This is a genomic window from Streptomyces sp. NPDC030222, from assembly GCF_055573115.1.
Genome location: NZ_JBVICA010000005.1, coordinates 238,005 through 257,439, shown reverse-complemented (window position 1 = coordinate 257,439; position 19,435 = coordinate 238,005). Strand labels below are relative to the sequence as shown.

The 19,435-nt window shown below is 71.8% G+C and carries 15 protein-coding genes and 1 pseudogene; 4 read left to right on the top strand and 12 right to left on the bottom strand.

Features of this window, described 5'->3' with window-relative positions:
- Window positions 1-119: 119 nt before the first annotated feature.
- The 12 genes and pseudogenes from argF to ACZ4Z5_RS09930 all read right to left on the bottom strand — a co-directional run bounded on the left by argF (window position 120) and on the right by ACZ4Z5_RS09930 (window position 14,409).
- Window positions 120-1,130: an ornithine carbamoyltransferase gene (gene argF, locus ACZ4Z5_RS09985; RefSeq protein ID WP_468259285.1), complete on the bottom strand. Its 1,011-nt coding sequence runs from the start codon at window positions 1,128-1,130 to the stop codon at window positions 120-122.
- A gap of 72 nt (window positions 1,131-1,202) precedes the next feature.
- Complete coding sequence (locus tag ACZ4Z5_RS09980) at window positions 1,203-2,435, bottom strand: arginine deiminase (RefSeq protein WP_468259282.1); 1,233 nt, start codon at window positions 2,433-2,435, stop codon at window positions 1,203-1,205.
- Window positions 2,436-2,566: 131 nt separating this feature from the next.
- Window positions 2,567-3,058 (bottom strand): hypothetical protein, encoded by a 492-nt coding sequence (locus tag ACZ4Z5_RS09975; RefSeq protein WP_468259280.1) that lies wholly within the window; start codon window positions 3,056-3,058, stop codon window positions 2,567-2,569.
- Window positions 3,059-3,331: 273 nt separating this feature from the next.
- Entirely contained in the window at window positions 3,332-5,899 is a 2,568-nt protein-coding gene (locus ACZ4Z5_RS09970; RefSeq protein ID WP_468259278.1) for a polynucleotide kinase-phosphatase, read from the bottom strand.
- Window positions 5,896-7,356 (bottom strand): 3' terminal RNA ribose 2'-O-methyltransferase Hen1, encoded by a 1,461-nt coding sequence (locus tag ACZ4Z5_RS09965; protein WP_468259275.1) that lies wholly within the window; start codon window positions 7,354-7,356, stop codon window positions 5,896-5,898. Before ACZ4Z5_RS09965 ends, ACZ4Z5_RS09970 begins: the two co-directional genes overlap by 4 nt.
- A gap of 46 nt (window positions 7,357-7,402) precedes the next feature.
- Window positions 7,403-8,311 carry a homocysteine S-methyltransferase gene (gene mmuM, locus ACZ4Z5_RS09960; RefSeq protein ID WP_468259272.1) on the bottom strand — a complete coding sequence of 303 codons (909 nt, stop codon included), beginning with the start codon at window positions 8,309-8,311 and terminating at the stop codon, window positions 7,403-7,405.
- A gap of 15 nt (window positions 8,312-8,326) precedes the next feature.
- Entirely contained in the window at window positions 8,327-9,250 is a 924-nt protein-coding gene (locus ACZ4Z5_RS09955) for an LLM class F420-dependent oxidoreductase (protein ID WP_468259269.1), read from the bottom strand.
- A 616-nt stretch (window positions 9,251-9,866) separates the two neighbouring features.
- Window positions 9,867-10,382, bottom strand: coding sequence for a DUF6099 family protein (locus tag ACZ4Z5_RS09950; RefSeq protein WP_468259266.1), 516 nt, complete (start codon window positions 10,380-10,382; stop codon window positions 9,867-9,869).
- A 599-nt stretch (window positions 10,383-10,981) separates the two neighbouring features.
- Window positions 10,982-11,323 (bottom strand): annotated as a pseudogene (locus ACZ4Z5_RS09945) (nucleotide pyrophosphohydrolase); the annotation flags it as partial.
- On the bottom strand, window positions 11,320-12,459 hold the full coding sequence (locus ACZ4Z5_RS09940) for an AAA family ATPase (RefSeq protein WP_468259263.1): 1,140 nt from the start codon (window positions 12,457-12,459) through the stop codon (window positions 11,320-11,322). The pseudogene ACZ4Z5_RS09945 and the gene ACZ4Z5_RS09940, both read right to left, overlap by 4 nt.
- Before the next feature lie 54 nt (window positions 12,460-12,513).
- Entirely contained in the window at window positions 12,514-12,924 is a 411-nt protein-coding gene (locus ACZ4Z5_RS09935) for a cell division protein SepF (protein WP_468259261.1), read from the bottom strand.
- Between the two features lie 480 nt (window positions 12,925-13,404).
- The gene (locus ACZ4Z5_RS09930; protein WP_468259258.1) at window positions 13,405-14,409 is read right to left on the bottom strand and encodes a GlxA family transcriptional regulator; all 1,005 of its coding nucleotides are present in this window, start codon (window positions 14,407-14,409) and stop codon (window positions 13,405-13,407) included.
- A 128-nt stretch (window positions 14,410-14,537) separates the two neighbouring features.
- Between ACZ4Z5_RS09930 and ACZ4Z5_RS09925 the strand changes: the two genes are divergently transcribed.
- The 4 genes from ACZ4Z5_RS09925 (at window position 14,538) to ACZ4Z5_RS09910 (ending at window position 19,383) form a co-directional block, all read left to right on the top strand.
- A complete protein-coding gene (locus tag ACZ4Z5_RS09925) occupies window positions 14,538-15,422 on the top strand; it encodes an NAD(P)-dependent oxidoreductase (RefSeq protein ID WP_468259255.1) in 885 nt (294 codons plus the stop codon).
- Window positions 15,423-15,732: 310 nt separating this feature from the next.
- Window positions 15,733-16,752, top strand: coding sequence for an iron ABC transporter substrate-binding protein (locus tag ACZ4Z5_RS09920; protein WP_468259252.1), 1,020 nt, complete (start codon window positions 15,733-15,735; stop codon window positions 16,750-16,752).
- Window positions 16,753-16,762: 10 nt separating this feature from the next.
- Window positions 16,763-18,337 carry an ABC transporter permease gene (locus tag ACZ4Z5_RS09915; RefSeq protein ID WP_468259249.1) on the top strand — a complete coding sequence of 525 codons (1,575 nt, stop codon included), beginning with the start codon at window positions 16,763-16,765 and terminating at the stop codon, window positions 18,335-18,337.
- Window positions 18,334-19,383: an ABC transporter ATP-binding protein gene (locus tag ACZ4Z5_RS09910; protein WP_468259246.1), complete on the top strand. Its 1,050-nt coding sequence runs from the start codon at window positions 18,334-18,336 to the stop codon at window positions 19,381-19,383. The genes ACZ4Z5_RS09915 and ACZ4Z5_RS09910 overlap by 4 nt, the downstream gene beginning before the upstream one ends.
- The last annotated feature ends 52 nt before the right edge of the window (window positions 19,384-19,435 follow it).

The following is a 19,435-nucleotide window of genomic DNA, read 5'->3' as shown; positions in this document are numbered from 1 at the left end:
GAGCACCTTGAGCAGGCGACCCGGGTGCCTCAGCGGTCGACCCGAGTGCTGTGAGCGGGCGGCCTGTCCGAGCCTGAGGGGCGGGCGCACCGCCCGGCCCCGTACCGCGGCGCCGGACGCTACGCGGCGCCGTCCGCCAGCGTGGCGACCAGGACGGCCTTGATCGTGTGCATCCGGTTCTCGGCCTCGTCGAAGACGACGGAGTGCTCCGATTCGAAGACCTCGTCCGTGACCTCCAGCTCGGTCAGCCCGTGGCGCTCGTGGATCTCCCGGGCGACCTGGGTGCCCAGGTCATGGAACGCGGGCAGACAGTGCAGGAACTTCACCCCGGGGTTGCCGGTGGCCTTCAGCACGTCCATGGTCACCGCGTAGGGCGCCAGGGTCGCGATGCGCTCGCCCCAGACCTCCTTCGGCTCGCCCATCGACACCCAGACGTCGGTGGCGACGAAGTCGGCGCCCTGCACGCCCTCGGCGACATCCTCGGTGAGGGTGATCCGCGCCCCACTGGACTCCGCGAGCCCACGGGCGGCGGCGACGACCTCCTCCGCGGGCCAGTAGGCCCTGGGGGCGACCAGCCGGACGTCCATGCCGAGCAGGGCGCCGGTGACCAGGTAGGAGTTGCCCATGTTGAAGCGGGCGTCGCCGAGGTAGGCGAAGGCGATCTCCTCCAGGGGCTTGTCGCAGTGCTCGGTCATGGTGAGCACGTCGGCCAGCATCTGGGTGGGGTGCCAGTCGTCGGTGAGGCCGTTGAAGACCGGCACCCCGGCGAAGGCGGCCAGCTCCTCGACCGTGGCCTGACTGTCGCCGCGGTACTCGATGCCGTCGAACATCCGGCCGAGCACCCGTGCGGTGTCCTTCACCGACTCCTTGTGGCCCATCTGGGAGCCGGAGGGGTCGAGGTAGGTCGTGGAGGCGCCCTGGTCCGCCGCAGCGACCTCGAAGGCGCAGCGGGTGCGGGTCGAGGTCTTCTCGAAGATCAGCGCGATGTTCCTGCCCCGCAGCCGCGGGACCTCGGCCCCCGTACGCTTGGCCTCTTTGAGCTCGGCGGCGAGCGCGACCAGGCCACGGAACTCCTCGGCCGTGAAGTCCAGCTCCTTGAGGAAGTGCCGGCCTGCGAGTCGGTTCGCCATGATGGCTCCTGGGTCCGGGCGCACGGGCGCCACTGCGGGGAACGGTGAAACTATATACGACTCACCGCATTGCTATACGGCATCACGTTCGATCGGACAGCTCATGCACCGCGGACCTCCCCTCCCCCGGCCCAGCTCGCTGCCGGGGATCTCGATGACCTCGATGCCCTGTTTGCGCAGATGTGTATTGGTCGTGACATTGCGTTCGTACGCGATCACCACCCCGGGTTCGACGGCCAGCACGTTGCAGCCGTCGTCCCACTGCTCCCGCTCGGCGGCGTGCACGTCCTGGGTGGCGGTCAGCACCCTGATCGCGTCCAGCCCCAGCGCCGCGGCGATCGCCCGGTGCATGTGCTCCGGCGGATGGTCCGTGACCTTGAGCTCCCGCTCCCCCGCACCCGCTTCGATCGTGTACGAGCGGAGCATGCCGAGCCCCGCGTACTGGGTGAAGGTGTCGCCGTCGACCATGGTCATCACGGTGTCGAGATGCATGAAGGCCCGCCGCTTCGGCATGTCGAGCGCGACGATCGTCTGCGCCGAGCCGGCGGCGAACAGTCCGCGGGCCAGCATCTCCACGGCCTGCGGGGTCGTCCGCTCGCTCATGCCGATCAGCACCGCGCCCTTGCCTATGACCAGCACGTCGCCGCCCTCGATGGTCGACGGATAGTCGGCCATGCCCTGCGACCACGTATGGAAGGAGCCCGCCTCGGGTGCGGTGAACAACGGATGGTGCCGGTAGATCGCTTCGAAGTGGACACATTCGCGCTGCCGGGCCGGCCAGCGCATCGCATTGATCGAGACACCGTCGTAGATCCAGCAGGAGGTGTCCCGCGTGAAGAGATGGTTGGGCAGCGGCCCCAGCAGGAAGTCGTCCAGGTCCATCACATGGAAGCGGACCGACACCGGCTCCGCGTGCCGCTCCAGGAACTCACGCTTCGTCATTCCGCCGACCAGCGCCTCGGTGAGCTCGGCGGCGCTCAGCTCCCGGAACGCCTCCCGCAGATGGTCCGTGGCGAGCGGCCCGTACTCCTTCTCGTCGAAGACCCGGTCGAGGACCAGCGCCCTCGCCTCGGGGATCTCCAGGGTCTCGCGCAGCAGATCACCGAAGAGATGCACTTCCACTCCCCGGTCGCGGAGCACGTCGGCGAAGCCGTCGTGCTCCTGACGCGCCCGTCTGACCCACAGGACGTCGTCGAACAGCAACGCGTCCTTGTTGCTCGGCGTCAGCCGTTTCAGCTCCAGGTCGGGCCGGTGGAGTATGACGCGGCGCAGACGCCCGGTCTCGGAATCGACATGGAATCCCATGGAGGAAACGTTCCCAGACGCGGAAGGATCACGTAAGGCGCCGAGCGGCGGCCCGCCGGGGACTCCGGCGGGCCGCCGGTTCCGAGGACGCGAGCGGGCCCCATGGAGGACGAGCCGCCGTGGCCCGTCGCTCAGTTCAGACCGAGGACCGCCCCCGGGGAACCCTGCAGCTGCGGAGTCAGCAGCATCAGGTCCGGCATGGCCGGCTCCGGCAGCTCGTACGGGCCGACGGGGGCTGTCAGCGGCGCCGCCACCGCGGCTCCGGGGCCGACGGCCTCGACCGGGGCGGCCGGCGTGGCGAGCCGGGCGTCGCCCGGACCCACGTCACCCAACAGGTCCGGGAGCGGGGCCTCGACCAGCGCCGGAGGCAGCTGGGTGCTCACCGGCAGCTGCGGCACCATGCGGTCCGGCAGCATCCTGCCCTGGTGGAAGCGCGGCGTCTCCGGGACGTCCGGCACGGGCGTCGGCACACCGCCGGTCACCGTGGGGGCCTCCACCGGGAGCGCCCGCTCCAGCTCCTGGAGCGGCACGTCGACGGGCACACTGCCCGCCACGGCGGGCTGGGCCGCCACGGTCGCCGCCACACAGGACACGAGCACCGCGAGGCTTGCACGCGCGGTCATCTTCATAACTGCGTTCCGTCCTTCCGGGTTCCAACGGATACTCCGCCGTCCTGGATGAACGAGCCCGCACGCGAAAGCCCGGCAACATCCCCCCGAGTGGAGCAATCCACGCCACCCGGCCATATGGTCACAACCGATGCGGCCGGCCCCCGGAGCCACGGGCCCGAGGCCCGTCACAGCCGGCGGCCGGCCGGTTCGTCACAGCCACGGATCGGCCGGCCCCTCACCGCCGCAGGCCGACCGACCCCTCACAGCCGCAGACCGACCGACCCCTCACAGCCGCGGGTCGACCGGCTCCGACTCCAGGGCCAGCACGGCGAACACCGCTTCGTGGACGCGCCACAGCGGCTCCCCGTTCGCCAGCCGGTCCAGTGCCTCCAGGCCGAGGGCGTACTCGCGCAGCGCCAGCGACCGCTTGTGGCCGAGGAACCGCTCGCGCAGCCGCCGCAGGTTCTCCTCGCGGGTGTACTCCGGACCGTAGATGATCCGCAGGTACTCCCGTCCGCGCACCTTGACGCCCGGCTGGACCAGCCGCCCCTTGCCGTCCCGGACCACTGCGCCGAGCGGCTTGACGACCATGCCCTCACCGCCGGCCCCGGTCGTCTCCAGCCACCAGTCGACACCCGCGCGCACGCTCTCCTCGTCGCCGGTGTCGACGACCAGACGCCGGGTGACCTGGAGCAGACCGGTCGGGTCGTGCTCCGCCAGGCGGTCCAGCCATGCCAGCTGCTCGTCGTGGGGGACGGCGGCCAGGCTGCGGCCCTGCGCGGCGAGGATCTGGAACGGCGCGAACCGCACCCCCTCCAGACCGTCCGTCGTCCAGCAGTAACGCCGGTAGGCCTCGGTGAACGCGGTCGCGTCGGATGCTCGTTCCCGCTGCCTCACCAGCACGTCCGCCACGTCGACACCGCGGGCCTCGGCCGCTTCGAGCGCCGCCACGGCGCCCGGGAGCGCGGTGCCGGACGCGGCGCCGACCGCGGCGTACTGGGAGCGCAGCAGACCCGAGGCCTTCAGCGACCACGGCATCAGCTCACCGTCGAGCAGCAGCCAGTCCGTGCCGAGTTCGTCCCACAGCCCGGCGGCGGTGACGGCGGAGCGGAGCCGGTCGAGGACCTGCTCGGTCGTCTCCGCGTCGTCGAAGAACGGCCGCCCGGTGCGGGTGTGCAGGGCGCCGGACGCCCCCTCCACACCGAAGCGCTCACGGGCCGTACCGGTGTCACGGCACAGCAGCGCCACCGCACGGGAGCCCATGTGCTTCTCCTCGCACACCACCCGCTCGACCCCGTCGGCCCGGTACTGGGCGAACGCCTCCGCCGGGTGCTCCAGATAACCGTCCTCGCGGGACGTGGCGGTGGGCGCCATGGTCGGCGGGAGGTAGGCGAGCAGCCGCGGGTCCACGGCGAACCGGCTCATCACCTCCAGCGCCGCGGCGGCGTTCTCCTCGCGCACCGCGATGTTGCCCATGTGCCGCGTCTCGACCGTGCGGCGGCCGTGGACGTCCGCGAGGTCCAGCGGACGGCCCTCGTGTCCTCCGGGCGCCTCGGCGGCGAGCGGCTTGACCGGCTCGTACCAGACGCGCTCGGCCGGTACGCCGACCAGTTCGCGCTCCGGCCAGCGCAGAGCGGTCATCTTCCCGCCGAACACCACGCCCGTGTCGAGGCAGATGGTGTTGTTGACCCAGGAGGCGTCCGGCACGGGGGTGTGCCCGTAGACGACGGCCGCGCGGCCCCGGTAGTCCTCGGCCCACGGGTAGCGGACGGGCAGGCCGAACTCGTCGGTCTCGCCGGTCGTGTCCCCGTACAGCGCGTGCGAGCGGACCCGGCCGGAGGTACGTCCGTGGTACTTCTCCGGCAGACCGGCGTGGCAGACCACGAGGCGGCCCTCGTCGAGGACGTAGTGGCTCACCAGTCCGTCGATGAACTCCCGCACCTGCTCCCGGAACGCCGGGTCGGTGGCGTCCTCGCGCTCCAGCTGCTCGATGGTCTCGGCGAGTCCGTGGGTCTGCTGGACCTTCTTGCCCTTGAGCCAGCGGCCGAGCTTGTTCTCGTGGTTCCCCGGCACGCACAGCGCGTTGCCGGAGCGCACCATGCCCATGACGCGGCGCAGCACGCCGGGGCTGTCGGGTCCGCGGTCGACGAGGTCTCCGACGAAGACGGCGGTGCGGCCCTCCGGGTGGACTCCCTCGACGTAACCCAGTTCGGTGAGCATGGTCTCCAGCTCGGAGCTGCAGCCGTGGACGTCGCCGATGATGTCGAAGGGGCCGGTGAGGTGGCGCAGGTCGTTGAAGCGGCGCTCCAGGACGACCTCGGCGGCATCGGCCTCCTCGACGCTGCGCAGGACGTGCACCTTGCGGAAGCCCTCGCGTTCGAGACCTCGCAGCGAACGGCGCAGCTCCCGGCGGTGACGCTGGATCACGTGGCGGGGCATTCCCGCCCGGTCGGGCCGTGCCGCGTTGCGTTCCGCGCACACCTCCTCGGGCATGTCGAGGACGATGGCGATGGGCAGGACGTCGTGCTCCCGGGCCAGCCGGACGAGCTGCCGGCGGGCCTCCTGCTGGACGCTGGTGGCGTCGACGACGGTGAGGCGGCCCGCGGCGAGCCGCTTCCCGGCGATGTAGTGCAGGACGTCGAAGGCGTCTCCGCTGGCGCTCTGGTCGTTCTCGTCGTCGGCGACCAGCCCGCGGCAGTAGTCGGAGGAGACGACCTCGGTGGGCTTGAAGTGGCGGCGCGCGAAGGTCGACTTGCCGGAGCCGGTCGCCCCGATCAGCACGACGAGGGACAGGTCGGTGACGGCGAGCGTGCGCTTCGCCCCGGCCGGGGCGGTACTGGTGGTGCCGGTCATGCGGCCTTCTCCTCCTTCGTGGTCCTGGTGAACACGGCCATCTGGGTCGGCGGGCCGACCTCGGGGTCGTCGGGGCCGACCGGGGCGAACGCGACGGTGTAGCCGTGCCGTTCGGCGACCGGGCCGGCCCAGTCGCGGAACTCCTTGCGGGTCCACTCGAACCGGTGGTCGCCGTGGCGGACGTGTCCGGCGGGCAGGGACTCCCAGCGGACGTTGTACTCGACGTTGGGCGTGGTCACGATCACCGTCTGCGGGCGGGCCGCTCCGAACACCGCGTACTCCAGCGCGGGCAGCCTCGGCAGGTCGACGTGCTCGACGACCTCGCTGAGCACGGCCGCGTCGTACCCCTTGAGCCGCCTGTCGGTGTACGCGAGCGAGCCCTGGAGCAGGGTGACCCGCTGGGCCTGCCGCTCGCCCATCCGCTCCAGGCGCAGCCGGCGCGCGGCGACCGTCAGGGCCCGCACGGACACGTCGACTCCGACGATCTCCGTGTAGCGGACGTCCTTGAGCAGCTCCTGCACCAGCTGGCCCTGGCCGCAGCCCAGGTCGAGCACCCGGCTCGCCCCGGAGGTGCGCAGCGCCGCGAGGATCGCCTCCCGCCGCTGCACGGCGAGCGGCACCGGCCGGTCCTCGGTGTCCTGCGTCTCGTCGACGGCGTTGTCGACGTCCTCGACGTCGAGGTCGTCCGCCTCGGCGAGCCGGGCCAGTTCCAGCCGCTCCATGGCCTGCCGGGTCAGCCCCCAGCGTCGCGACAGATAGCGGCTGGTGATCAGCTTCTGCTCGGGATGGTCCGCCAGCCAGCCCTCACCGGCCCGGAGCAGCTTGTCGACCTCGTCGGGCGCCACCCAGTAGTGCTTGGCGTCGTCGAGGACCGGGAGCAGCACGTACAGCTGCCGCAGGGCGTCGGCGAGCCGCAGCTCGCCCTCCAGGACGAGCCGCACGTACCGCGAGGCGCCCCACTCCGGGAACCGCTCGTCCAGGGCGACCGGGTCGGCCTGCACCGAGGCCCACCCGAGCGGGCCGAACAGCGACCGCACCAGTTCGGCTCCGCCCCGCGCGGGCAGCGCGGGCACCTCGATGCGCAGCGGCATCGGAGCGGCGGCACGCTCGGGCAGGGCGTTGCACACCCCGCGCAGAGCGCTCTTGAACACGGTGCTCAGCGCCACCGACATCAGCGACGAGGCCGCGTACGGCCGGTCGTTGACGTATTGCGCGAGCGCCGCGTCGGGGGCGCCGCCGCGGCCCTTGCCCTTGCCGCGCCGCACCAGCGCCACCGGATCGACCTCCAGCAGCAGCGCGGCGGTGCACCGCTCGGCGGAGGCCTCGGGGTAGAAGACGCGTGCGGCTCCGTGCGCGGTGGAGAACGTCTGCGCCTTGTCGGGATGCTTGTGCAGCAGGAATCCGAGGTCGGTCGCGGGTCGCTCCGGGGTACCGGTCGTACTGATCGTCAGGAACACACGTCCGAGTATTGCCCTCTGCTCCCCCTCCCACCAGGGATTTTCGTCACGGTTCCGAACCGGAGAGCCGGGCCAGCTCGGCGATCCGGGCGGGCCCGACCCGGCAGCAGCCGCCGATGAGCCGTGCCCCTTCCGAGCGCCCGGCCAGCAGCGCCGCCGGATCGAAGGTGACGCCACCGCGCCAGTCGCGTGCCGTGGCGTCCCACTCCTCCCCGCTGTTGGGATAGACCACGACGGGTTTGCCGGTGACGGCCGCGGCCAGCGGCACGGCACGGCAGGCGTCGGCCGGAGTGCAGCAGTTGACCCCGACCGCCACCACCTGGTCGTTCCCGGCCGCTACGGCGAACGCGGCTTCGAGTGGCTGCCCGGCACGGGTCCGGTCGCCCTCGATGCTGTACGACAGCCACACGGGCAGCCCGCAGTGCTCAGCCGCCCGGAGCAGCACCTCCGCCTCGTCCACGTCCGGCACCGTCTCCAGCGCCAGGACATCGGGCCCTGCCGCGGCCACGGTGTCGATGCGCGGCCGGTGGAACCGCTCCAACTCCCGTACGGACAGGCCGTAGCGCCCGCGGTACTCGCTGCCGTCCGCGAGCACGGCACCGTACGGGCCGACCGAGGCGGCCACCCACACCTCGCGTTCCGCCGTGCCGGCGGCCTGCCGTGCCAAGATCACGCTCCGCTCCATGAGCTCCGCCGCCCGCCCGCCGCCGATACCACGCCGCGCGAAGCCCTCGAACGAGGCCTGGTATCCGGCTGTGATGAGGACCTGTGCGCCCGCCCGCACATAGGCCGTATGGGCGGCGGTGATCTGCTCCGGGCCGTCCTCCAGCAGCCTCGCCGACCACAGCGCGTCGGAGAGGTCGCAGCCCTGCGCCTCCAACTGGTTGGACAGCCCGCCGTCCAGGACCACGACGCCCCGGTCCAGCGCCTCGGCGAGCGTGCGGGCGGGTCTCATCGCAACGGCTCCGACTCAAGCCAGCTGCGCGAGGACGTGCGAGGAGATCAGCTCCAGGTGGTCCAGGTCGTCGAGGTCCAGGACCTGGAGATAGACCCTCTGCGAACCGGCCTCCGCGTACCGGCCGAGCTTGTCGACGATCTCGCCGGGCGAGCCGGCCAGACCGTTGGCCCTGAGTTCGTCCACCTCCCGTCCGATGGCGGCCGCGCGGCGCGCGACCTCGCTGTCGTCCTTGCCCGCACAGACGACCAGGGCGTTGGAGTACACCAGGTCGTCCGCCGGCCGTCCGGCGGCCTCCGCTGCCGCCTTCACCCGGCTGAACTGCCGCTCGCTGTCCTCGATCGACGCGAACGGGATGTTGAACTCGTCGGCGTACCGGGCGGCCAGCCGTGGCGTACGGGTCGCACCATGCCCGCCGATGAGGACCGGGACCTTCGCCTGGGCCGGCTTGGGCAGCGCCGGGGACTCGGTCAACTGGTAGTAGGAGCCCTCGAAGGAGAAGGTGTCGCCGACCTCGGTCGCCCACAGTCCGGTGACGATCGCCAGCTGCTCCTCCAGCCGGGCGAACCGCTCCTTGGGAAACGGGATTCCGTAGGCTTTATGCTCCTGTCCGAACCAGCCTGCGCCCAGGCCGAGTTCGACGCGCCCACCGGACATCTGGTCCACCTGGGCCACCTGGATGGCCAGCACCCCGGGCAGCCGGAACGTACCGGCCGTCATAAGGGTGCCGAGCCGGATCCGCTCGGTCTCACGGGCCAGACCGGCCAGGGTGATCCAGGCGTCCGTCGGACCGGGCAGCCCGTCGGCCGATCCCATGCTCAGATAATGATCCGAGCGGAAGAAGGCGTCGAAGCCGAGGTCCTCGGTGGCCCTGGCGACGCGGAGGAGGGTGTCGTAGGAGGCGCCCTGCTGAGGTTCCGTGAAGATGCGAAGGTCCATACATCCATCGTGCACCGTCGGCGTTCCGCCAACCTCGGCCGCCCCGCGCGTCCCTGTCGTCCCGGCGGCCTTGTGCGCCCCGGTCGTCCCAGCCGCACCGCGCAGCCACTGCTCGTGTTCCCTTGGCCGCTCGGGTGAATGCACGGCAACGGGGTTCTGCGGACGACCTCTCCGGTGACCCGGGAGTGAGACAGTCGTCGACTCGGGCGGAGCCGGACCTCCCGGCCCGTGCCCCGGCAGCCGGCAGACGGGCGCCGACCGCTCCGCCACCCTCCCGGAACAGGTAGGCACGGGCCCAGCAGATCACCATGACTCGCGCAGCCGTGACCCGACGGACCTCGTCTTCGCAAGCCGTCCCACCCGTCCCCGCTCCCCCGTCCACCCCATCCACCCCATCCGCCCCAGGCGATCAGCACCAGCCCCAGCAGCCCGCGCAGCGCTCCCCGCGCGCACGGCCCGGACCACCGAAGGGCCTGTTGCAGCAACCGGAAGAGCTGAAGACGGCGACGAACGACGGCCTCCAGCGCCTCGACGCCGGTCTGCGCTCTTCCCGACGCCGTTCGGCGACCAGGGGCGGAACGCCTGCCGACCCGGAAGGCCGTGGCCGACCCGTCGCTCACGACGGTCCAGCCGCCGAGTCCCGTACGACGCCGGGTCTCCGCTCCCTCTCCCGGTCCTTCTCCCGCTCCCGCTCCCGCACCGTGAGTCTTCGCAGCATGGCCCGCACCCGGTCACTCGACTCGTCCGCCGCGTCGATCGCCTCGATGCACTGCCAGTAGAGCCCTTCCTCGTCCGTGGCACAGGCGACACCGACGAGGGCGATTCCCAGCTCCCCCAGCAGACCGCCGAGGCCGGTGAGCGCCGCCCGGATGTCGGTGACCTCCGACAACTGCGCCGCCCTGAGGACACCGATCCGCTGGGCTCCGGGCCCGACCGCCCCTCCGCCGCGCGCGCCCACCTCGCCGAGCGCGCGGGCCTCACCCCGGAGTTCGATCGGGCCCGTGAGAGCCAGTCGGTTTCCGATCGCCTGTGCCAGGGCCTGGGCCTGCCAGGCCTCCACCACGACGTCCTCCGCGACCCTGGTGTACGCCAGAGCCTGCCGGCTGATGCCGATGAGCCGTACCGCATCCATGAGCGCCCCCGTTCATACGACTATCCCTGTACCCAATCCATTACCCAGCGTGAAGGCAAGCAGCCCGGAAAGCCAGGGGAATTCCGAAATCTGTGGACAGTCAATGCGTTGTGGAAAGCTCTCTCACTCCGGAGAGTGACGATGCAGGGGCAGTGCGTCTCATCCCGCATCCGCCCGAGCCGTAGCCCGGTCCGCCCGCGCGTACGTGGCCGGGAGGTGCTTGCACGGGAGGCCAGCCGGGAGGTCCTTGCCCGGTCAGGACTTCCCCGGCAGGTCCGGCCGCTGGTCCTGCTCCTCGTACGACCGGCCTTGGGTTCGTGGGTCCGGCCTCGGAACCGGTCGTAGGTTCGGTCGTACAACCCGTCGTGCGGTCGGCGGCGGGAGCGGTCGTGCGGCCGGTTCTGCCGTCGGCCCTCCGGCCGGGCCGCCTACGGCCGGTTCCGGTTCCGGCCTTCCGGCAGCTCCTCGGACGGCTTTCGGTCCCGACCCCCCGGCGGCTCCTCGGACGGCTCCCCCCGCCGGTCACCCGGACGGTCTTCCAGCCGGCCACTCGGACGGTCCTCGTACCGGCCGCCGTCCGCCCGTTCCTCCGGCGCCGGCCGCTCACGCTCCCCCGGTACGGGGAAGCGCAGTTCGTTCCGGTCGATCTTGGCCGACAGCGCGGCGAGCACGTCCACACCCACCGCCTCGGAGAACTGGAGCAGATAGGCGAGCACATCGGCGACCTCGTCGGTGACCCGGTCTGCCGTCCCCGGGTCCTCCATGACCCGCGCCGACTCCTCGGGGGTCAGCCACTGGAAGATCTCCAGGAGTTCGGACGCCTCCACGCTCAGCGCGGCGGCGAGGTTCTTCGGCGTGTGGTACGGCTCCCAGCGTCGGGCCGCGGCGAACGCGACCAGTCTGCGCTGGAGTTCCGGAAGGTCGAAAGCGCGGTCTGTCACGGCACCAGGTCTACCACCGTGACGCCGTCCGTCTCCCGGGCCGCGTCGGCGTCCGCGACCGAGCCGACCAGCCTGATGTGCCCCCGCGCACACATCGCCGCGGCGAGTGCCACCAGCTCCCGGGCCTGCCTCCGGTCGAGACACCGGTCCAGACCGTCGGCGAGGACCGTGAGGGTCTGCCGGGCGGCCGGCACCTCGGCGACCTGGTCCACCGCCAGCACACCCGGACCGGTCAGCAGCACCAGCGCCAGCCCCAGATACCTCAACTCGCCGTCACCGAGCCGCTCCAGCGGGGTCGCGCCGTGTGCACCCCGCCCCAGCACGGCCCGTACCCTCCCGTCGGGAAGGTCCTCGGCGGTGAGCTCGTTCACCGGCCCCGCGCAGCCGGATCGGGCCGCGGACACCAGCACCGCGTGCCGGCGGGCGCATTCGTGACGGGTGCGCCGCAGCACCTCGGCGAGGTTGTCGCAGCCACGCAGCAGTTTTCCTTCGCCGACCGCCACGGGCCCGCGCATCCGGTGCGGCTGCGGGTCGCACGCGAAGACCGAGCGCAGCGCCACGACCACCTGCTCTGCCGCGGCCAGCACCTGGAGCTGGCCCTCCGTAGTGCCCGCGACCCGCAGCGGCAGCAGCGCCGTCGCGAGGCGGTCGCCGGGCAGTGGGGCCCGGGTCACCCGCACGGCACCGGCGGTGTGCCAGGCGGCCTCGACGGTGGAGCGGCGCGGATCGCGCAGGGCCGTGCTGAGTAATGTGCGGTCCTCGCAGGTCAGCCGCTCGCCGACGATGCGGAGTTCGGGTTCGGCCTGGACCGCGACGTCGAGCTGCACGGGTCCGGCCGGCCCGTCGACGGTGCAGCCGATGCGGAAGCCGCGCCGGCCCTGGGCGTCCGGTCCCGACTGTTCGGGAACGCAGGCGGCGGGGTCCGGGAACACCTCACCGAGGGCCTCGCCCGAGCCGAGGCGGGCCAGCGCCTCGTACGCCCGGAGGACGTTCGACTTACCGCTGCCGCTCGGCCCGGCGAACAGGGTCAGCGGGCCGAGCGTGCAGACGAGGCCCCGGTGCAAGGCGAAGGCGGAGAGACGCAGTTCGGTGACGGTGGGGCGGATGGTTCCGCTGTGCTTGGTGGGTGCAGGCATGGCCGGACGGTATGCAGCCGCCGACGCGCGGAACCGTTCCGCCCCTTGACCTTCCTACGATCGGGGGACGGCCTCCGCGGCCGCTCCTTCGACTGCCGTTCCGACCGGCGCGAGCAGGAAGACATTGCGGTCGACACGGTGCATGCCGCTGCCGAGGCCGAAGACCACTCCGCTGCTGAAGTCCAGGATCCGCTTGGCGACTTCGGTCTCCGCGCTGGTCAGATCGAGCAGCACGGGGATCTGCGCCATCAGGTGCTCGGCGACTTCACGGGCGTCGGCGAAGACCTGCACTCGCAGGACGACCATGCGGCGCTGCTCGGCGCGTTGCCCGTACTCCTGGGGTGCGGCGCGGTGGTCGACCCTGGAGGGCCACTCGTCGCGGCCGCGCAACGGCAGGACCTGGGCGAGGCCCTCCCACTGTTCGTCGGTGACGTCGTACCGGTCGTGCCGGACGTACCTGCTCAACGCTCCACCCCGTCCCGGGCCCCGGGAGCCCGTCGCTATCTGCATACCGCAATTCTTGCGCTCGTCACCCGTTCAGCCGATCAGCGACACGGGTGACGGGCGTGCTCGTTCGCGGACAGTTCAGGGATCGCCCCGCTCCCCGCGACGCCTCCGGCGGGAAGCCTTCCCATCGGAGCCGCATTGAGAATAAACGGCAGGTCAAATGGCTGATCACGGGACGACGACGACTCCCGTCGCCGCCTCCGGGCCGAGTCCGGCCGGGTCTGGCCTGGAGCGTGGAGCCGACAGGAACGGACGGGCACCAGGCCTGCCCGACTCGGGACATCCGGGCTCTCGCCGACGCGCTGGGCCAAGTCGGCTTCCTCATCCAGCCGTGCTTCGATCAACCTCACCAGACCAAGACCACGAAGCCGGTCCAACGACACGCTGCATGGCCCCCTTTGTGGTGCCGGCGTCACCCACGACGCACGCCGCGCCACGTCACCGAACCACCGCAGTCGAACAGGGGAACGCCCGCCGGTAGTCGCTCGGCGACACCCCGACCTGCTTGAGGAAGTGGTGCCGGAGGTTGTTCGCCGTGCCGAGGCCGCTCAGCTCCCCGACCTTCCCGACCGGGAGGTCCGTGGATTCCAGCAGCATCCGGGCCCGTCCCAGCCGCTGCTCGAGGAGCCAACGAAGGGGGGTCGTCCCCGTGGCGGCCTGAATGCGTCGGTAGAACGTCCGCGGACTCATCGCCGCCCGCCCTGCCAGCTCGTCGATCGTCAGCGGCTGGTCCAGGTGGGCGCGGGCCCATTCCAGTACCGGCGCTAGTCCCTGGTCGTCGGTCTCCGGTACGGACAGGTCGATGAACTGTGCCTGGCCGCCGGGTCGGTGCGCGGGGACGACCATCCGGCGGGCCAGCTGGTTGGCGACGTGCGCACCGAGGTCGCGCCGCACCAGATGCAGGCACAGGTCGAGACCGGCGGTGAGCCCGGCGCTGGTTAGCACGTCGCCGTCGTCCACGTAGAGCACGGAGTCGTCGACATGGACCTTCGGGTACCGCTCGGCCAGTTGCGCGGTGTGCATCCAATGCGCCGTGGCGCGGCGTCCGTCGAGCAGCCCGGCCTCGGCGAGTGCGAAGGCGCCGGTGCACAGGGAGACCATGCGGGCACCCGCGTCGTAGGCGCCGCGCAGGGCGGTGATCAGGTCCTGGGGCAGCGGTGCGCCCTCGTCCACACACGAGTCGGGCACGGAGGGCACGATCACCGTGTCGGCGTCGGCGAGGCCTTCGAGCCCGTGGCTCGTCCGCAGTGAGAGGCCCGTTCCCGGCACCGCGCCGTCCTGCGCACGGTCTTCGGTGCTGCACAGACGCAACTCGTACCAGGGGTCGGCCAGGTCGGACTGCTGCTTGCCGAAGACGGTGCACGGAATGCTCAACTCATAGAGGTCCCAAGAGGGGACGGCCATTTCCTCGGTCACGACGACTGCGACAGATCCGGCACCCATGCTCCCGAATGGTATGGCAGGAATTTGGTGGCAGCCGTCACCGGTGTCACTGTCCTCGTTCGCCGTGCGCTGCGAGCGTGGTCGGTACGAGATCGACCAACACGTACTGATCCAAAAGGAGTTATGACATGAATGACGACCGACAGGCCGTTACCGTCATGGGGCTGGGCTCGATGGGCTCGGCGCTTGCCGCCGCCCTGCTGGACAGTGGCCATCCGCTCACCGTGTGGAACCGCTCGGTCTCCAAGGCGCAGCCACTGGTCGACCGCGGTGCCCGGCTGGCCGCGACACCCGGGGAGGCGATTTCGGCGAGCCCGCTCGTCGTCGCCTGTGTGCTCGACTACGAGGCCCTGCACTCCGTCCTCGACCCCGTCGCCGGCGCTCTCGCGGGGAAGGCCCTGGTCAACCTCACTTCCGGCTCGCCGGAGCAGGCCCACGAGGCCGTCACCTGGGCCCGGTCCCACGGTATCGACTACCTCGACGGCGCGATCATGACCACCCCGCCCGGCGTGGGGAGCCCCGAGATGATGTTCCTCTACAGCGGCTCGCCCGCCGTGTTCGAAACCCACCGTCCGACGCTGGCGGCCCTGGGCGACCCCCTGTACCTGGGCTCCGACCCCGGCCTGGCCTCCTTGTACGACGCGGCGCTCCTCGGCTTGATGTGGTCGACCATGACCGGTTGGCTGCACGGTGTCGCGGTGGTCGGTGCGGACAAGACGCCGGCCACGGACTTCACCCCCGTCGCGGTCCGCTGGCTGACGGCGGTGGCCGGGTTCCTGACCACCTATGCACCCCAAGTGGACGCCGGTCGCTACCCGGGAGACGACGCAACCGTCGACGTGCAGATCGCTGCCATCGACCACCTCATACACGCCGCGGCACTCCGGGGCGTCGACAACGCTCTGCCCGAGCTGCTGAGGACCGCGATGCAGCGGGCGAAGGCCGCCGGCCACGGCTCCGACAGTTACGCGAGTCTGATCGAGGTGCTGAGGAAGCCGACGCAGGGCACGTGACCGCGACGCCGGCAGCCGCCAGTAGCCAGCCGCCGGTCGCCAGCCGCCGGTCGCCAGCCGCCGGTCGCCGGTCGCCAGCCGCCGGTCGCCAGCTGCCGGTCGCCGGTGAGCTCCGCCGGTCGCCGGTCGCCGGTGAGCCTTCCGCCGGCGCCGCGTCGGATGGGGGCGGCCGCCGGCGGGGCGGGGAAGCCCGTGAACGGGTCGCTTCGGTCGTTATCAGACGTCTATTGACGGTGAGGTTAGCTTTACCTTATCCATAGATTTGTTGACGGGCCCTCCCTGGTGCCCCATGTCAGGAAGGCACCCACCCATGCCACGCCTCTCCGCCCGAAGGTTCGCGGCTCCGTTGCTCGTGCTCGGTCTGCTCGTGCCCGCGCTCGCGGCCTGCAGCGAAGAGCCCGCCGATCTGGTGATCTACTCCGGTCGCAACGAGGCCCTGGTCAAGCCGCTCCTCGAGAAGCTGGAGAAGCACCTGGGCGCCGAGGTGGAGGTGCGCTACGGCGACAGCGCCGAGCTCGCGGCGCAGATACTCGAAGAGGGCGACAAGCCCGAGGCCGGGATGTTCTTCTCGCAGGACGCCGGAGCCCTCGGCGCGCTGTCGAAGGAAGGCCGGCTGACCGCGCTCCCCAAGGCGACGCTCGACAAGGTCGACGCCGCCCACCGGAGTTCGGCCGGGGACTGGGTCGGCGTCTCGGGCCGGGTCCGCGTCCTCGCGTACCACCCGGGCAAGGTGCCCACCCCGCCGAACAGCGTCCACGACCTGGTCAAGCCCGAATGGAAGGGCAAGATCGGCTTCGCCCCCAACAACGCGTCCTTCCAGGCATTCGTCACCGGCATGCGGATCCTGGAGGGCGACGACGCCACCCGCACGTGGCTGAAGGGCCTCAAGGCCAACTCCCCCAAGGCGTTCGAGAAGAACACCGACGTTCTTCAGGCCGTGGACAAGGGCGAGGTCTCCCTGGGCCTGATCAACCATTACTACTGGTACGAGAAGGCCGCCGAGGAAGGCACCGACAAGCTCACGTCGAAGATCCACTTCCTTCCGAACGGCGACCCCGGCGGTCTCGTCAACGTCGCCGGAGTCGGCCTGCTCAAGGGCAGCGCCGGCAAGCAGGCCGACTACGCGCAGAAGGCCGCCGACTTCCTGCTGTCGAAGGAGGCACAGACCTACTTCGCCGAGGAGACCAAGGAATACCCCCTGGCCGACGGAGTCTCACCCGCCAAGGGCGTGCCCTCGCTCGACTCGCTCCAGGCCCCGAAGATCGACCTGGGCAAGCTGGACTCGCTCAAGCAGACACTGGCCATGCTGCAGGAAACCGGTCTGGTCTGATCGGGCCGGAATGACTGCATCACAACACGACACGGTCCGTCCGGCGGGCGCCCCCGCGCCCGCCGGACGGCGGCCCGCGGGACGCGGGCTCCCCTGGGCCCTGGCCCTTCCCGCCGCGGTGGCCGCGGTCTTCGCGCTTCTCCCCCTCGGATACCTGGCGGTCCGCGCCCTCGAACGGGGACCGGCCTACGCCTGGGGCATCATCACCGCCGAGCGCAGCGCGGTACTGCTCCTGCGCAGTGTCGGTCTCGCCGCGGTCGTCGTCTCGGCCTGTCTCGTCATCGGCGTCTCCCTGGCCTGGCTGACCACCCGGACGAGTCTGCCGGGCGCCCGGGCCTGGGCGGTGCTGGTGACCCTGCCGCTCGCCGTGCCCAGCTATGTCGCGGCCTTCGCCTGGCTCTCCGCGTTCCCCGGGCTGGCCGGGTTCGCCGGGTCCGCGCTGTCCCTGACCCTGGTGAGCTTCCCCTACGTGCACCTTCCGGTCGCCGCCGCACTGCGCGGCACCGACCCCGCCCAGGAGGAAGCGGCCAGGTCCCTCGGGCTCGGACCGGTGCAGACCTTCCGCCGCGTGACGCTCCCCCAGCTGCGGCCGGCCGCGGCCGGCGGCGCGGTGCTGGTCGCGCTGTACGTGTTCTCCGACTTCGGCGCGGTCTCGCTGATGCGGTACGACACCTTCACCCGTGGCATCTACACCTCCTACCGGGCCAGTTTCGACCGCACCCCGGCCGCCGCGCTCAGCGTCGTCCTGGTCCTGGTGACCGTGGCCCTGGTCGCCGCCGAGGCACGCACCCGCGGCCGCGCCCGGTACGCGCGCACCGGCACGGGGACGGCCCGCCCCGCGGCCACCGCCACCCTGGGCCGGGCCCGAGTGCCCGCGCTGGCCTGGTGCGGGACGGTCACGGTCGCCGCCGTCGCCTTCCCACTGGGGATCCTCGGCTACTGGCTCGCCGTCGGCAATTCCGCCACGTGGGACCCGAGCGGGCTGGCCGGGGCCACCTCGACCACACTGGGTGTGGCCGCCGCGGGCGCCGCCCTCACCAGCGTCCTCGCACTGCCCGTCGGAGTGATCGCCGCCCGGTACCGGGGGCGCACCGCCCACCTGCTGGAGCAGTCCGCCTACGCGGGCCACGCCCTGCCCGGCATCACCGTCGCCCTCTCCCTGGTGTTCTTCGCGGTGCGCTACGCCCACCCGCTCTACCAGGAACTCCCGCTGCTGGTCTGTGCGTACGCGGTGCTCTTCCTGCCGGTGGCGGTGGCCGCCACCCGCGCCGCGGTACTCCAGTCCCCGCCCGCGCTGGAGGAGGTCGCCCGCTCCCTCGGCCGCGGCCCGTGGCGGGTGCTGCGCGAGGTGACCGTGCCGCTGGCCGCCCCGGGAGTCGCCGCCGGGGCCGCCCTGACCTTCGTGGTCTGCATGAAGGAACTGCCCGCCACCCTGCTGCTGCGGCCGACCGGTATGGACACCCTCGCCACCCGCCTGTGGACGGAGACCGGCAGCGGATCGTTCGCCGCCGCAGCCCCGTACGCGGCCGTGCTGATCCTGCTGGCCGCCGTCCCCTCCTACCTCCTCGGGAGGCACCGCACATGACCGAACTCCGCATCGAGGGCCTGACCAAGACGTACGGCGGTCCGGGCGGGCCGTCCGTGCTCGACGGGCTCGACCTCACCGTCCCCGCCGGCTCCCTGGCGGCCGTGCTCGGACCGTCCGGCTGCGGCAAGACCACACTGCTGCGGATCGTCGCCGGATTCCTGCGGCCCGACTCGGGCACGGTCACGGTCGGCGGGCAGACGCTCTGCGGCCCCGGGGTGCACATGCCGCCCGAGCGGCGCCGGGTCGGCATCGTCCCCCAGGAGGGCGCGCTCTTCCCGCACTTGAGCGTGGCACGGAACATCGCGTTCGGCCTGACCGACCTCGACCGGACCGAACGCGGCCGTCGTACGGACGAGATGCTCGAGCTCGTCGGACTGTCCGGCTACGGGGACCGGATGCCGCACGAACTGTCCGGCGGCCAGCAGCAGCGCATCGCCCTGGCCCGCGCCCTCGCCCCACGGCCCCGGCTCGTCCTCCTCGACGAACCGTTCAACGCCCTCGACAGTGCGCTGCGCACGGGAGTACGGGCGGACGTACGGGCCGCACTCCAGGCCGGCGGCGCTACGGCCGTACTGGTCACCCACGACCAGCAGGAGGCACTGTCCACCGCGGACGTCGTCGCGGTCGTCCGCGACGGCCGGGTGGCGCAGTGCGACACTCCCCAGGAGCTCTACCGCCGCCCCGCCGACCCGTGGGTCGCCGGATTCGTCGGCGACGCGGTCCTGCTGCCCGGCACCGTGGACGGCGGATCGGCCGCCACGCCCCTGGGCCCGGTCCCGGTGGCCGGCCCCGCGGCGGCCGGGCGCTCGGGCACGGTCCTGCTGCGCCCGGAGCAGCTGCGTCTCACCGGCAGTTCCACCAACGGGTCCGCGGCCCGCGGCACGGTGCTGAACGTGTGCTTCTACGGGCACGACACGATGGTCACGGTCGCCGTCGACGGCGTCGAGAAGCCGGTCGACGTCCGCGTCGCCGGCCCCGTCACCCTCCGGCCCGGCGAGCAGACGGGCCTCGGCGTCACGGGCGAGGCAACGGTCCACGTCTGAGGGCACCAGGTAGCGGCTCGGTGGCTTCCGGCCCGTAGGGCCGACACCCGCC